At 45.4% G+C, this 15,320-nt stretch carries 10 protein-coding genes; 6 read left to right on the top strand and 4 right to left on the bottom strand.

Annotated elements, in window-relative coordinates; translation table 11 throughout:
* Positions 1–62 precede the first annotated feature (62 nt).
* The 6 genes from QVO66_RS00385 to ilvC all read left to right on the top strand — a co-directional run bounded on the left by QVO66_RS00385 (position 63) and on the right by ilvC (position 8,231).
* On the top strand, positions 63–1,205 hold the full coding sequence (locus QVO66_RS00385; RefSeq protein WP_021853376.1) for an OmpA family protein: 1,143 nt from the start codon (positions 63–65) through the stop codon (positions 1,203–1,205).
* A gap of 841 nt (positions 1,206–2,046) precedes the next feature.
* Positions 2,047–3,849, top strand: coding sequence for a dihydroxy-acid dehydratase (gene ilvD / locus QVO66_RS00380; RefSeq protein WP_021853375.1), 1,803 nt, complete (start codon positions 2,047–2,049; stop codon positions 3,847–3,849).
* A gap of 169 nt (positions 3,850–4,018) precedes the next feature.
* A complete protein-coding gene (gene ilvB, locus QVO66_RS00375; protein WP_021853374.1) occupies positions 4,019–5,734 on the top strand; it encodes a biosynthetic-type acetolactate synthase large subunit in 1,716 nt (571 codons plus the stop codon).
* An 8-nt stretch (positions 5,735–5,742) separates the two neighbouring features.
* A complete protein-coding gene (gene ilvN, locus QVO66_RS00370; protein ID WP_288172395.1) occupies positions 5,743–6,300 on the top strand; it encodes an acetolactate synthase small subunit in 558 nt (185 codons plus the stop codon).
* Positions 6,294–7,064 (top strand): acyl-[acyl-carrier-protein] thioesterase, encoded by a 771-nt coding sequence (locus QVO66_RS00365; RefSeq protein ID WP_021853372.1) that lies wholly within the window; start codon positions 6,294–6,296, stop codon positions 7,062–7,064. The genes ilvN and QVO66_RS00365 overlap by 7 nt, the downstream gene beginning before the upstream one ends.
* 123 nt (positions 7,065–7,187) lie before the next feature.
* Positions 7,188–8,231, top strand: coding sequence for a ketol-acid reductoisomerase (ilvC, locus tag QVO66_RS00360; protein ID WP_021853371.1), 1,044 nt, complete (start codon positions 7,188–7,190; stop codon positions 8,229–8,231).
* Between the two features lie 140 nt (positions 8,232–8,371).
* Here ilvC and QVO66_RS00355 read toward each other — a convergent pair whose 3' ends face one another.
* The 4 genes from QVO66_RS00355 to QVO66_RS00340 all read right to left on the bottom strand — a co-directional run bounded on the left by QVO66_RS00355 (position 8,372) and on the right by QVO66_RS00340 (position 15,020).
* Positions 8,372–10,288, bottom strand: coding sequence for a RecQ family ATP-dependent DNA helicase (locus QVO66_RS00355; RefSeq protein ID WP_021853370.1), 1,917 nt, complete (start codon positions 10,286–10,288; stop codon positions 8,372–8,374).
* Positions 10,289–10,360: 72 nt separating this feature from the next.
* Positions 10,361–12,097 (bottom strand): single-stranded-DNA-specific exonuclease RecJ, encoded by a 1,737-nt coding sequence (gene recJ, locus QVO66_RS00350; RefSeq protein ID WP_021853369.1) that lies wholly within the window; start codon positions 12,095–12,097, stop codon positions 10,361–10,363.
* Positions 12,098–12,391: 294 nt separating this feature from the next.
* Positions 12,392–13,597 carry an aminopeptidase C gene (locus tag QVO66_RS00345; protein WP_021853368.1) on the bottom strand — a complete coding sequence of 402 codons (1,206 nt, stop codon included), beginning with the start codon at positions 13,595–13,597 and terminating at the stop codon, positions 12,392–12,394.
* Between the two features lie 25 nt (positions 13,598–13,622).
* Entirely contained in the window at positions 13,623–15,020 is a 1,398-nt protein-coding gene (locus QVO66_RS00340) for an aminopeptidase P family protein (protein ID WP_021853367.1), read from the bottom strand.
* Positions 15,021–15,320: the final 300 nt, after the last annotated feature.

Raw genomic sequence — 15,320 nt, 5'->3', positions numbered from 1 at the left:
ATGAGAGGATAAAAGAGTTGCGGAAATGAGGATAAATTGTTTATAATTTAAATTTTAAGAAAATGAAGAAGTTATTATTTATGTTTGTTGCTGCATTGGCAACTGCATCTGTTTCAGCTCAGACAGTAACTGAAAGCAAGACTTTCGATAATTTTTATATTGGAGTCAATGGCGGTTTTGCGACCAAAACTACCGGTCATGCATGGCTTAAGGATCTGAATCCTAATCTCGGATTGCGTATCGGCCGTAATTTCACTCCGGTATTTGGTCTTGCTGCAGAAAGCAATGTTTATTTGTCTAACAAGCCGGGCGAGTCAATCGGAACATTTGTGCGTTCGATGAATACATCTTTGCTCGGAACTGTTAACCTGAGCAACTGGTTTGGCGGATATCCTGGTGAGCCGCGTTTGTTTGAAGTTTCTGTTCTCGGCGGTTTAGGATGGGGACACGTGTTTGGTCATCCGTCTGAAGTGTATAACGACGACGCTCTTACATCTAAGGCAGCCATTGACTTTACATTTAATCTTGGCAAGGCTAAGGCATGGCAGTTCTACATCGAGCCTGCTATGATCTGGACACTTGGAGGCTATAATGGCGGAACACACGCTATTAAGTATAATGTAAACAACTCAGGCTTCCAGCTTAATGTTGGTTTCAACTACAAGTTCAAGAATTCTAACGGCACACACAACTTCACAATTGCCGAACTGCGTGACCAGTCAGAGATTGACGGCCTGAATGCTAAAATCAACGACCTGCGCAGCGATTTGAACGGTAAGGATGCACAGCTTGCTGCTAAAGACCGTCAGATTGCAGATCTGCAGAAGGCTCTTGATGAGTGCAACAGAAGACCTAAGTATGAGAAGCCTGCAACAGCAACCAACCTGCAGCCTACAGTATTGTTCCGTCAGGGCAAGTCTGTCGTAGATCCTGCTCAGTATGCTCCGATTGAGCTTATTGCACAGTACATGAAGAATCATCCTGATGCAAAGGTTGAAATTAAGGGATATGCTTCTCCTGAAGGCTCTGCAGAGCGCAACCAGCAGCTGTCAGAAGAGCGTGCGGCAGCCGTTAAGAAGATCTTGGTTAACAAGTACAAGATTTCTGCTGACCGTCTTACAACAGTAGGTTGTGGCGCTACAGACAAGCTGTTCGAGCAGGTAGAATTCAACCGCGTAGCTACATTCAACGACAATACTAAGTAATTTTACATAGTAAATCATAAAAAAATCTCCGTCCCAAATAGGGCGGAGATTTTTTTGTATAATTATATTGCATGGATAAAGCTTGTTTCCATGAAATTAATGAATGGTTTTGCAGTCGTAACTCAGTCACTTTTGATGCAAAAGTGGGTGGTTTTCACATCAAAAACAATCCACTTTCATTTCGAAACAAAACATAGTGCAGGTTCTTTCTGTATTGATTGTATTTTCTGTATAATATGTTAATTTGTAATTTATTTGCGAGGAAATATTACAGATTTTTGGCGTTGAATCTGTTTGCGATTTTGTGTCTTGTTGTTGACGCAGATTTTTATCTTTTAGTTGTCATGCCATATCTGTTCAATATCTGCCATAAAGTTAGTCCAGTTTTCCATGTCTTTGCCGCTTGTCGTGTTTTGTGGCAATATTGATGTTATTTAGCCTTATCCGGTTTTGTTATTCCGGATCAGAGAGAGAAATATTATAGTCCGTTATGATTGCCCACATGTATATTTGTGTGGCAATAAATAATTGATGCCGTTGATGTATTCCTGTTCGATTTTTTCGCTTTTATGTCGAATATTTTTATACTTTGTTGTGTGACATAATTTTATTATATTGTCGATAATCATGACAAGTGTTTTGTATAAATGGGATAATTGTAACATCTTGAAATTGCACATTTAAGATACATATGTGCAATAAAATCTTTCAATTTATCACATTTTATACTTGTTTTCCGATAAAATTTATTTTATGGCTTAATTATTTAGTATATTTGTTGCTGTTTGTGAGAAAAAAGTATAACTTTGCACATACGTACAAGTGAAAAAATTGAGAGAATATGAAACACAAGTTGAGAAGTGCGGTTTGTACAGAAGGACGACGTATGGCAGGGGCGCGAGCCCTGTGGGTTGCTGCAGGCATGAAGCATGAGCAGTTTGGAAAGCCCATCATTGCCATCGTCAACTCATTTACGCAGTTTGTCCCGGGACATACACATTTACATGAAATCGGCCAGATCGTAAAGGCTGAGATTGAAAGTATGGGATGTTATGCCGCAGAATTCAACACGATAGCGATTGATGACGGTATAGCAATGGGACACGACGGAATGCTATATTCGCTGCCGTCGCGCGATATCATTGCCGACTCTGTTGAATATATGGTTAATGCCCATAAGGCAGACGCAATGATATGTATCTCAAATTGTGATAAAGTTACGCCCGGCATGCTTATGGCAGCCATGCGATTAAACATACCGGCCGTATTCTGCAGCGGCGGACCTATGGAGGCTGGACGATGGAACGGCGAGAATGCCGATCTGATAACGGCCATGGTTAAAGGAGCCGACCCGAGTGTCAGCGATGACGAAATGCGCCAGATAGAGAGTTGTGCCTGTCCTGGCTGTGGATGCTGCTCGGGTATGTTCACGGCAAACTCTATGAATTCGCTCACAGAGGCCATAGGCCTTTCGCTTCCTGGCAATGGTACAATTCTGGCCACGCACAAGAACCGCATACAGCTGTTTAAGGATGCCGCGCGCCAGATTGTGGCAAATGCCATAAGGTATTATGAAGAAGGAGACGAGAGTGTCCTGCCGCGCTATATTGCTACGCGTGAAGCCTTTCTGAATGCCATGACACTCGACATAGCCATGGGAGGAAGCACCAATACGGTGCTGCATCTTTTGGCTGTTGCTCAAGAGGCTGGGGCTGATTTTACCATGTCTGACATAGATGAGCTTAGCCGCAGGGTGCCTTGTCTGTGTAAGCTGGCTCCAAATACGCAGAAGTATAGCCTGCAAGAATGTAACCGGGCTGGCGGAATATTCGGAATAATAAATGAACTGGCCAAGGGCGGACTGATCAATGAAGGCGTGATGCGTGTTGACGGAAAAACGCTGGGTGAACAACTTAGAAAATATGACATAACGGGCAATGGCATTGATGGTGATGCGGAACGCATATACCGCAGTGCGCCTGGCAGAAAGTTTTCTACCGTCATGGGCTCGCAGGAAGAGCAGTGGGATACGCTCGACACCGACCGCTCGGTAGGTTGCATACGCGACATAGAGCATGCCTATACAAAAGACGGAGGATTGGCAGTCTTGTTTGGCAACATCGCGCAAGACGGCTGTGTTGTCAAGACGGCAGGCGTAGACCCTTCAATATGGAAGTTTAGCGGACCGGCAAAGGTATTTGATTCGCAGGAAGATGCCTGTGAGGCTATTCTCGGCGGTAAGGTCAAGAGTGGCGACTGTGTGGTTATCACGCACGAAGGCCCTAAGGGAGGTCCCGGCATGCAGGAGATGCTTTATCCAACGTCTTATATTAAGAGTATGCATCTCGGAACGGAGTGTGCCTTGATTACAGACGGACGCTTCAGCGGCGGAACTTCAGGACTAAGCATAGGGCATATCTCGCCGGAAGCCGCTGCCGGAGGCAACATCGGAAAGATAATTGATGGTGACATCATAGACATAGACATTCCCAACCGCTCAATAAATGTCAGGCTGACGGCTGAAGAGCTTGACTTGAGGCCACAGCGCAAGCTGACCCGAAAGCGTGTAGTAAGCAAGGCCCTGAGAGCTTATGCTCAGAGCGTAAGTTCGGCAGATAAAGGCGGAGTGAGGATTATAGGTTAGTATAAGTTTTTGTGAAGTGTGTTTCATAATCGGTGCCTGCGCCTGTCGTGCGTTGGTGTAATGCCCTGCATGGCACTGTTGACGTATATTGCTTTGTGCGCACGGCTTTGTGCGTATGGCGTCGGTTATGTTACTTGTTACTTGACACAACAAAAAATATTGAGAGAGTATGGCAAAGGAAATGATAACAGGAGCAGAGGCTCTGATGAGGGCTCTGAAAGAAGAAAACGTGAAAACCATTTTCGGTTATCCTGGCGGATCTATTCTGCCGGTTTTCGATGCCCTTTATGATTATACACGCGGTGACAAAAAGGCTTTTGAGCATATACTCGTCAGGCATGAACAGTCGGCTGCCCATGCGGCAGAAGGATACTCACGTGCCAGCGGCGACGTAGGAGTATGTATCGTAACAAGTGGTCCGGGAGCAACAAATACGCTTACAGGCATTGCAGATGCAATGATGGACTCAACACCGATAGTCGTTATTGCCGGACAGGTGGGCGTAGATGTGCTTGGCACTGACTCTTTTCAGGAAGTCGACCTTGTTGGCGTGTCGCAGCCTATAAGCAAGTGGAGTTATCAGATACGCCGTGCAGAGGATGTGGCATGGTCCGTAAGCCGTGCCTTTTATATTGCACGCTCAGGCCGTCCTGGTCCTGTAGTGCTAGATTTTCCAAAGAATGCCCAGGTGTCTCTCACAGAGTATGAGCCGTGTCGTGTAGACTTTGTACGTGGCTATGTGCCTTATCCCACTGTAGACGCAGAGGCCGTAAGCCGTGCTGCAGAGCTTATTAATAACGCAAAAAAGCCGTTGGCACTTGTAGGACACGGTGTGGAGCTTGGCAATGCACAGCAAGAGCTTGTCGACTTTATCGAGAAGGCCGGCATACCGGCCGCCCGCACCATGCTTGGACTTTCGGCTCTTCCAACCGGCCATCCGCTTAATATGGGGATGCTAGGCATGCACGGCAACTATGCACCAAACATGAAAGAGCAGGAGTGTGACGTGCTGATAGCCATAGGCATGCGTTTCAGCGATCGTGTTATCTGTAATCCTGCCACTTATGCCAAACAGGCAAAAATAATACAGCTCGATATTGACGGGGCTGAGATTGACAAAAACGTTAAGACCGACGTTGCCGTTGTAGCTGACTGTAAGGAGTCGTTGCCGGCAATTACAAAGCTGTTAAGGCCTAATTCACACAAAGAATGGTGTGAGAGTTTCAGACCGTTGTATGAAGAGGAATACGAGAAGGTTATCAGGCCTGCAACTTGCCCGTCGTCAGGTCCGCTTCTTATGGGTGAAGTGGTTAAGGCTGTGGCTGATGCAACAGGAGGCGATGCCGTTCTCGTTAACGATGTAGGACAGAATCAGATGTTTTCGTGCCGTTACTTCAGATATAACAAGAAACGCTCCGTAGTGAGCAGCGGCGGCTTGGGAACCATGGGCTACGGACTTCCGGCTGCTATAGGAGCTGCCTATGCCGTGCCTGATCGTCAGATTTGTATGTTTACCGGCGACGGAAGTTTTCAGATGAGCATACACGAACTCGGTACGATAATGGAACATCGTATTCCGGTTAAGGTGATTCTGATGAACAATAACTATTTGGGCAATGTGCGTCAGTGGCAGGATTTGTTTTTCGACAGCCGTCAGGCGTTTACAAGGATGACAAATCCATGTTACGGCGGAATATGTGACGGGTATCACATACCATATATTTTTGTGTCTGAAAGAGAATTGTTGAAGAATGCAGTTCATAAAATGTTGTCAACAGAAGGGCCGTTTGTGTTGGAGTGTGCTGTTAAGGAGGAAGATAATGTAATGCCGATGGTTCCTCCGGGATGTTCGGTCAACGAGATGTTGCTTGAAGTAAACAGATAATGGCGGGTATGGAAACAAAAGACAGAAAATTATATACAATGTTGGTCTATTCAGAAAACATTGCCGGTATACTTAACCAGATAACAGCCGTGTTTACGCGGCGTCAGGTTAATATCGAAAGTCTGAATGTGTCAGCCTCAAGCATCGAGGGTGTTCACAAGTACACCATAACGGCATGGAGCGACGAAGACCTGATAAAAACAATAACAAAGCATATCGAGAAGAAAATAGATGTGATAAAGGCTGATTATTACACGGACGATGACCTTTTTATACGTGAGGTGGGGCTTTATAAACTTTCAACGGGCGAAGTTCTTGCTAATCCCGAAATATCGCGTGTAATCAGAAAGGCTGACGCCCGCATTATTGATGTAAACCCTACGTTCTGCTGCGTAATGCTGAGCGGAATGACGGAAGATATTACAGGACTCTATTACGCTCTCGACAGGTTTAAATGCTTGTTGCAGTATACCCGCAGCGGGCGTATTGCCATAACCCGCAGTAAAGTGGAGCAGGTCAGTGAATTTTTAGAATTACAGGAAAAAAATAGGAATAAAAAATGTTAGACAAAGTAGGAAAATACGAGTTTTTGGCAGAACCGTTTCATTGTGATTTCTCAAAACGTCTCTTTATGGGACATCTTGGTAATCACATGCTTAATGCCGCAGATTTTCATGCAGCCCATCGTGGTTTTGGCATGACATACCTTAACCCTTTGCATAAGACATGGGTGTTGTCGCGTCTGGCTATCGAGATGAAAAAGATGCCGCCGCAATATGCCAAGTTTTATGTTGAAACATGGGTCGAAGGAGTGATGAAATTTTTTACCAATCGTAATTTTCGTGTAGTTGATGCAGAAGACGAAAATCTGGTTTATGGCTATGGCCGCAGTATTTGGGCCCTGATAGACACTGACTCTCGTCAGCCGCAGAACATCATGGATATACGTGACGGTGAGATACTCAATTATATAGAAACAGACAAGGCTTGTCCTATTGGTGCATTGTCGCGTGTCAGGATGGGTAAAGACGCCAGGCTTGTGGCCTCTGTGCCAACTCATTACAGCGACGTTGACGTAAACGGTCATATTAACAGCGTAAAGTATATTGAGCATGTGCTCGATTTATTTGCGCTTGATACGTATCGTGAATATAGGATAAAGCGTTTCGACATTGCTTATGTGGCCGAAAGCTATTATGGGGATACGTTGAACTATTACAGGGAAGATGTTTCTGATGATGTGTTCTGCGTACGCATAACAAGAGTGCCGCCTGAGTCTTCAGAAGAAACTGAAGTCTGTAGATGTAAGATCGAATTTGTTAAAGATTAACAGTTCAAGCACTATTTTGCTTTAACGGCAGGTGCTTACTGCTGTCTTTATGTGAAAGTAAGAAATATGTAACGTCTAATCTGCAGCCTCGGATACGGGGCTGCTTAAACAAACATTTTTATTATGGCAGAAATGAATTTTGGTGGCGTGATAGAAACAGTGGTCACCAGTAAAGAATTTTCTTTAGAGAAGGCACGTGAAGTTCTACAGAACGAAACGATAGCTGTATTAGGTTATGGAATTCAGGGACCTGGGCAGGCATGCAATTTGCGTGACAATGGCTTTAATGTTATTGTAGGTCAGCGTGAAGGCAAAACTTATGATAAGGCTGTTGCCGACGGATGGGTGCCCGGAAAGACATTGTTTTCAATTGAAGAGGCTGCTGCAAAGGGTACGATAATATGTATGCTGCTGTCTGACGCCGGTCAGATATCGGTGTGGCCTAAGGTTAAACCTTATCTGACAAAAGGAAAGGCACTTTACTATTCTCATGGATTTGCCATAAACTGGAGCGACCGCACGGGTGTAGTTCCTCCAGGTGATGTTGACGTTATTATGGTTGCCCCAAAGGGTTCGGGCACATCGCTCCGTACAATGTTTCGTGAAGGGCGTGGGCTAAACTGTTCTTATGCCGTTTATCAGGATGCTACCGGTAAGGCTGAAGAGCGTACAATAGCATTCGGTATAGGTATCGGGGCTGGATATCTCTTTAAAACTACGTTTGAGCGTGAGGCTACAAGCGATCTTACCGGTGAGCGTGGCTCGTTGATGGGTGCTATTGAAGGACTTTTTGAGGCTCAGTATCAGGTGCTACGTGAGCATGGACATTCTCCCTCGGAGGCGTTTAATGAGACTGTTGAGGAGCTTACCCAGAGTCTTGCTCCGCTTTTCGGCGAGAAAGGCATGGACTGGATGTATGCCAACTGTTCTACAACGGCCCAGCGCGGTGCTCTTGACTGGGCTCCACGTTTCCGTGATGCTATTAAGCCGGTGATGGAGTGGCTTTATCTTTCTGTAAAGTCGGGTAACGAGGCACAGATTTCAATCGACAGCAACTCTAAGCCTGATTATCGTGAAAAGCTTAATGAGGAACTGCGGCAGATGCGTGAGAGCGAGATGTGGCAGGCTGGTATGACTGTCCGCAAGCTGCGTCCTGAAAATAATTGATTATATATTTGACATGCTGATAATTATACAGGCGTGGGGCAGTGATGTTCCGCGTCTGTTTTATTATGTAAGAGTTTGTATTGTTGTATCAGGATAGATGCTCGGATGTGTCTGATATTCAGCTTGTAGCATACTGCCTGTTATCCTTTTCTGAGCACTACCATTCCGTCTGAGAGATATATTTTTTCTTCGTTTAGCATGTATTCAACAGCATATTCTATTGCATCTCTGTTGAAGTTAATGCTTTTTATCTCTGTGATGCAGTGTGGTTTTTTGTCGCTGAGGAGTTCTGTAATAAGTTCCTCGGCTCTTTTCTGTTCGTTTTTGTTTTCGCGGTGCTTTTTGTGTGCAATACAGACATCGCATTGGTTACAGTCAGTAGAGCGCTCTTCGCCGAAATACCTTAGCAGCTGCCGGCTGCGGCATATGTCGTCATTTGTAGCATAATTTATCATGGCTTCGATGCGCTCCATGTATTCTTTCTTACGGTTGTCGTATATTTCCTTGCTCAGCACCAGACGCTCCATTTCTTCGCGTCGCTGAGTGTACGTTATGTGTGGAATTTTTTTCCTTGGTATGAAATGAAGAATACGGCGTGCAGTCATGTCTTTCAGAATCATGTATGTTTCAGGCACGGTTAGTCCGGCTTGCTGTGCCACAAGACTTTCGTCAATGTAGCAGAAGTCGGAAAATAATCCTCCGTAGCACCTTAGCAGTGCCGTTATCACAGCATTCTCCCTTTCGTTGAGGCTGTCGAGCATATTCAGTTCGTTGCGGCCTAAAAGCATTCTTATCTGAGCCTTATTGTCTGATTCTTCGTCATAGTCGATATATCCGGCTCTGGAAAGAATCTTTAGTGCCGATCCGGCTTGGATGGGAAAATGCTTAAAGGCAACACAGAAGCGGTCGATGTTGAATTCGAATCTGCATCCTTGTCCGCTCCCCATGCCTATTTGATAAAAGTAGGCAAGATGTTCATACACAAGGCGTATATAGTCTTTGTCAGGGAAAGTCTCTTCTATTCTTCTTCTCAGTTTGCCTTTGTCGCTGCCGTTATAAAGCAGTACGGCATAGGCTTTCTTTCCGTCGCGTCCGGCTCTTCCTGCTTCCTGAAAATATGCTTCTGGAGAATCAGGGCAGTCGTGATGTATAACGAGTCTTACGTCAGGTTTGTCGATGCCCATTCCGAAGGCATTTGTGGCAACCATAACGCGTGCCTTGCCCTCATGCCATTCCTTCTGGCGTTCGTCTCTTGCGGCACTTTCCAGTCCGGCATTATAGTAGGTTGCGCTTATCTTGCGTTTGCATAGCTCGGCTGCAATTTCTTTTGAACGTTTACGGCTTCTTACGTAAACAATGGCTGAGCCGCTTACACTATTGAGAATGTGGAGCATCTCTTCAAACTTGTCATCGGCCTTTCTTACGATATATGCAAGGTTTTTGCGTTCAAAACTCATCTTGAACACATTCTTTTCTTTGAAGCCGAGTTTGTCTTGAATGTCGTTTACAACCTTTGGTGTTGCTGTTGCTGTCAGGGCCAGTATTGGTGCGTCTGGCTTTAGTTTTCTTATGTCTGATATCTTGAGGTAAGACGGCCTGAAGTCATAGCCCCACTGACTTATGCAGTGGGCTTCGTCAACTGTTATGAAGCTTACGTTCATATGGCTCATCTTCTTCTGGAATAGTTCAGAAGACAGGCGTTCAGGTGATACATACAGAATTTTTACTCCACCGAATATGGCATTTTCAAGTGTAGTTATAATATCGGCATGCATCATGCCCGAATAAACAGCTGCCGCCTTGATGCCTTTGTGCCTAAGGTTTACTACCTGGTCTTTCATCAGCGCAATCAAGGGCGTGATGACGATGCATACCCCTTTCATGGAGAGAGCCGGCACCTGAAAAGTAATTGATTTGCCTCCGCCCGTCGGCATCAGGCCAAGTGTGTCACGTCCGGCGCAGATACTGTCGATAATCTCTCGCTGAATGCCCCTAAAGTCGTCATACCCCCAGTTGTCGCGAAGTATCTTTCTGTATTTGTCGTCAGCCGTCACCATTGTTTGTGTATATGATTTATTTTGTCTGTCCACGAAATATGCAAGCGTTTCCGTGGACAGATAAAAGTATTGTTAGTTTGTTTCTTCTTCGTCTTCTGCAGGACGTATGTCCTCTATTTGCAGCTGGATACCATTGTGTTTAAAAACATTGTCTTCAATGGTGTATGCAATGTCAAAGCTGCGTTTTGATTTTATATATCGTGCCGATCCGCTTTGCCCGAAAGCAATGCCGTTCATCACGTTGTTTGATTTTGAGTCTACAAGTTCGAGTTTTATGTGTTCCTGTTCTCTTCCTACCACCTTGCTTGTGCCAAAGTCGTAAACGTCTGTAGTGCAGAACAGGGGTTTGGGATTTTGTGGACCAAACGGACTTAGCTTCTTGATTTCAGAATGCAGCTTGCGCGTTATATCTTTGAAGTCGATTACGGCGTCAATGTTGAGTATGGCTTCTGTCTGTTCGGGTTGTATGTGCTCGTCAACATATTTCTGAAAACGTTTCATGAATTCTGGCACATCTTTCCATTTCAATGTCAGACCGGCAGCGTAAGTGTGCCCGCCAAAGTTTATCAGCAGGTCGCGGCAGCTTTTTATGGCAGAATAAACGTCGAAGCCCGTAACGCTCCTTGCCGAACCTGTGGCCAGGTCGTCTTCACGTGTCATTACTATTGTTGGACGAAAATAGATTTCTGTCAGCCTTGATGCCACTATGCCAATTATGCCTTTCTTCCAGTTTTCGTCATACAGCACAATGCTTGAGCGTCTGTTCTGACTCTCTATTTTTGCCACAATCTGGTTGGCCTCTTCTGTCATTTGCTTGTCAATGTCCTTGCGCTGCTCGTTGTATTCGTTTATATGCTTTGCCTCTTTAAGTGCGCTGCCAAGGTCTTTTTCAACAAGCAGGTCCACGCTCTCGCGTCCGTTCTCCATGCGTCCTGATGCGTTGATGCGTGGTCCGATTTTGAACACTATGTCGCTCATTGTTATCGTGCGTCCGTTCAGTCCGCAGATATCAATGATGGCTTTTAGTCCGATGTTCGGATTCTGGTTGAGCTGTTTAAGACCGTGGTATGCCAATATTCTGTTTTCTTCCACTACGGGCACAATGTCTGCAGCTATACTTACTGCGCAAAAGTCGAGCAGGGGCACTAAACGTGAGAATGGTATGCCGTTGTTCTTGGCGAAAGCCTGCATAAACTTGAAGCCTACACCGCATCCGCACAAGTGCTTGAACGGGTAAGAGTCGTCAGGGCGTTTGGGGTTAAGTATTGCTACAGCCGGAGGCATAATCTCGTCGGGCACGTGATGGTCACATATAATGAAGTCGATGCCAAGGCTCTTGGCATATTCTATTTCGCTTATGGCCTTTATGCCGCAATCGAGGATTATTATCAGTTTGACGCCAGTTTCATGGGCATAGTCAATACCCTTATAGCTCACTCCATATCCTTCATCGTAGCGGTCGGGTATGTAGTAATCTATGTTAGAGTAGAATTGCTGTAAGAATTTATACACGAGTGCGACGGCAGTGCATCCGTCAACATCGTAGTCACCATACACCATAATGCGCTCTTTTCGTCCCATGGCATCGTTCAGTCTGTCAACGGCCACGTCCATATCCTTCATAAGGAACGGATTTATCAGGTCGTTGAGCTGAGGACGGAAGAAACGTTTAGCAGCAGATTCGGTGGTAATGTTTCGCCGTATTAGTATTCCGGCCATAACGGGGCTTATGCCCAGTTTTGCTCCCAGCTCTTCAGCTGCCTTTTTCTGTTCTGATGTTGGTGATTCGTAGTTCCATTTGAAGTGCATTTATATTGTTTTTTATTTCTCTTTCCCGGTTGCCATTGTCAATTTGTATAAAATGGCGTGTAAAGTTACAAATAAAAAACAAGAAAACGGTGATTTCTGACAGAAAAGTTCAGAAATCACCGCTTTTGTTCTTAAGCTACATTGTAACTGCTTTTGTTTGTCCTGCCGGTTTTTGGTGCCCGTCTCATGCAGCTTTTTGCTGACGTTCGAAGGCCTTTATGTCTTTTATACAGCAACCTTGGGTTGTCTGTCTGCAATGTTATGTTTCCGGTCAGTCCTGCAGTTGTCTGTATGTTAGTTTAAGCCGAGCTTTTTACGGATATCCTTAGGTATGGCGTTCTTGTTAACCATGAAGCTCATAGTCTTGTATGCAACATAGTTCTTTGACATGTACCAAATTCCTTTGTAGTCGCCATACTCGCCCCAAGAGTTCTTAACCATATAGTATTCGCGTCCGTTCTTGTCTTTAGCGATACCGAAGATTACCATTCCGTGGTCGTCAGTTGTCTCCCAGTTGTCGAAAGCTTCCTGGCGCATTTCCTGTGTAGGAACGATTTCAGGAGCGTCAACTCCGAGAGAATCGAGCTTGCTCTTCTTTTCTGTAGAAGAAAGCTTGAACCATCTGTCTGCGTCTGTTCCGGCCATGCTGCGTACTTTCTTTACGTCGTATGCGATACCGAGACCCATGCGTGTGAATCCGTCTTCTGTAACGTCGCCGCCCCATGCTACGGTGTAGCCTTCGTTGATGGCATTGTCAATAATCTTCATCATCTCGTCCATAGGAACATTGTATGATGTTGCCCAGCGCCAGTTGTCCTGAACTTCTACAGGGAACTGTGTGTAGAACGGGTGATGTGTGTAGCTTGTTATTGAAACATAGTCGTCAAAGTTGAGGCCGAGGCTTGCTGCGAATGTCTGCGGAGTATACTTCTTGCCTTCATAAACAAACTCCTTCGGGCATTCTCCTAAGTATGAGTCGATGATACCCTGCAGACCTTTCTGCCACTGCTTAGAAATCTTCTTTGCCTTGCTCTTTGATACAGCTGCAACATACGGCTCCATAACACCGAAGAACTCTTCGAAGTTAGCCAGAGAGTCGCCTGTCAGAGTGCCGGGTGCCGGCATGGCTGTTTCAGGGCAGATACCGTGGTTCTTAAGGATATAGAGCACGTCCTCAGAGCTTCCGCCCTGTGAGAACTGGCTGTCGCCGTGCATTCTTACTGTAAGGATGGCACGCTCCATGTAGTCCTTGTTGGCTACGAACATTTCGCAGAGGTCGTAAGTCTTGCCTGTCTTTTTCAGAATTTCGTTCTCAAAGAAACTCAGTGTAGAGTAAGCCCAGCAGGTACCGCTGCGGTTCTGGTCTTTGATACTTGTGATCTTGTTCTCCTTAATGGTTGTGAACACAGGTTTGTTCTTTTCCGCAGTTCCTTTCTTGTCCTGCGCGTTCATGCCTGTTGCTATACAAGCCAACAGAGCCATTGCAATTAACTTTTTCATTTTTCTATAAGTATTGTTTTGGGTTTTAGTTGTTTCTCATGAATTCTTCAACGTCGTCCGGATGATAAGGTATGCGCTCCGTGCCGAGGAATCTGCATCCGTCGTCAGTTATCAGCAGGTCATCTTCAATACGTATGCCGCCGAAATCCTTGTAGGTTTCGAGCATCTCATAGTTGATGAAGTCTTTGTGCAGTCCTTGCGACTTCCAGTCGTCTATGAGTGCAGGTATGAAATAAATGCCCGGTTCGTCTGTGACAACAAAGCCTTTTTCGAGGCGGCGTCCCATGCGCAGGCAGTTTGTGCCAAATTGTGTTGAAGGCTGTATCTCGTCGTCGAAGCCTACATAGTTCTGTCCGAGTCCTTCCATGTCGTGTACGTCCATACCCATCATGTGGCCAAGTCCGTGAGGCAGGAACATTGCATGTGCTCCGGCTTTTACAGCCTCTTCTGTGTCGCCCTTCATCAGGCCGATTTCTTTCAGTTTGTCGGTCATCAGACGGCATACTGCCATATGTACGTCATACCATTTTACACCTGGTTTGGCTACATCGAGCACATAGTCGTGGCAGGCCTCAACGATGCTGTATATTTCACGCTGGCGCTGAGTGAACTTGCCGTTTACGGGATATGTGCGGGTGTTGTCTGAGCAGTAGTTGTTGCGGTTTTCTGCACCAGAGTCGCACAAAGCCAGCCTGCCGCTCTCAAGAACGTCCCATGACGGTGTGCCGTGCATTATCTCTCCATGCTGTGTGAATATTGTTGCGAAGCTTACCATTGCTCCATAAGAGTGTGCCGTTCCGTCAACCTGTCCGCCGATAACCTTCTCGGTGAGTCCGGGTTTAGTCAGCCTCATGGCTGTTGTATGCATCTTGTAGCCAATAGAGCATGCGTCTTCAATCTCGGCTATCTCCTGCGGCTCTTTCGTAGAGCGCATCTTCACCACAGCTTTTATCAGTTCGAGCGATGCAGCCTCTTTTTGCTGGTTTGGATGAATGCCTAGCAGGTCGAATATCTGCAGCTTGGTGTCATATCTGTATGGCGGCAGGAAATGTATTGGCCTTTTCTGTTTCAGCGCGTTGTTGCATATAATCTGCAGCGACTTCATCGGGGCAGTATTGGCTACGCCAACGCTTTCAGCCATATCCTTCACGCTGTTTACAGAGCCGAACCATACGATGTCTTCAATGTCGATGTCGTTGCCCACGAGCGTTTCGGTGCCTTCGTCAATGTCAATCACGCCTACAAGCCCGTCGCGGTTAAGTCCGAAATAATAAAGGAACGAAGAGTCCTGACGGAACGGATAGTAGCTGTTTGAAGGGTAATTGACAGGTGAGTCGTTATTACCGAACAAAATCACGATGCCACTCTTTACGAGCTTTCTCAACTCGGCGCGGCGGCTTACGTAGGTTTCCTTGCTGAACATATTCGTATATAAATGCTTGTTAAACTAAATTTCGTCACTCTGTGGCGTGGTTGTTTTTCCAGTAACTTTTATGGTGTGTCAGGCTTTTTCAACTCGTTTTTCACAGATATATAACTTCAATATTGCAAAGATAATGCAAATCATGTGCAGAACAAAATAAAATCAATTTATTTTTATAACAAAATGTCACTTATTTTAATTTGTTGGTCTGTAAAACATGTTATAATGATATCCTCAGGGCTGAATATGCATGCAAAAAAGTTACAGATGTTTGTTTTTTTGATTTTTTATATTGTAAAT

It is taken from the genome of Prevotella sp. CAG:255, assembly GCF_000431195.1.
GTDB lineage: Bacteria > Bacteroidota > Bacteroidia > Bacteroidales > Bacteroidaceae > Prevotella > Prevotella rara.
The sequence above is the reverse complement of the archived record's forward strand: the minus strand, read 5'-3'. Positions and strand labels throughout refer to the sequence as shown.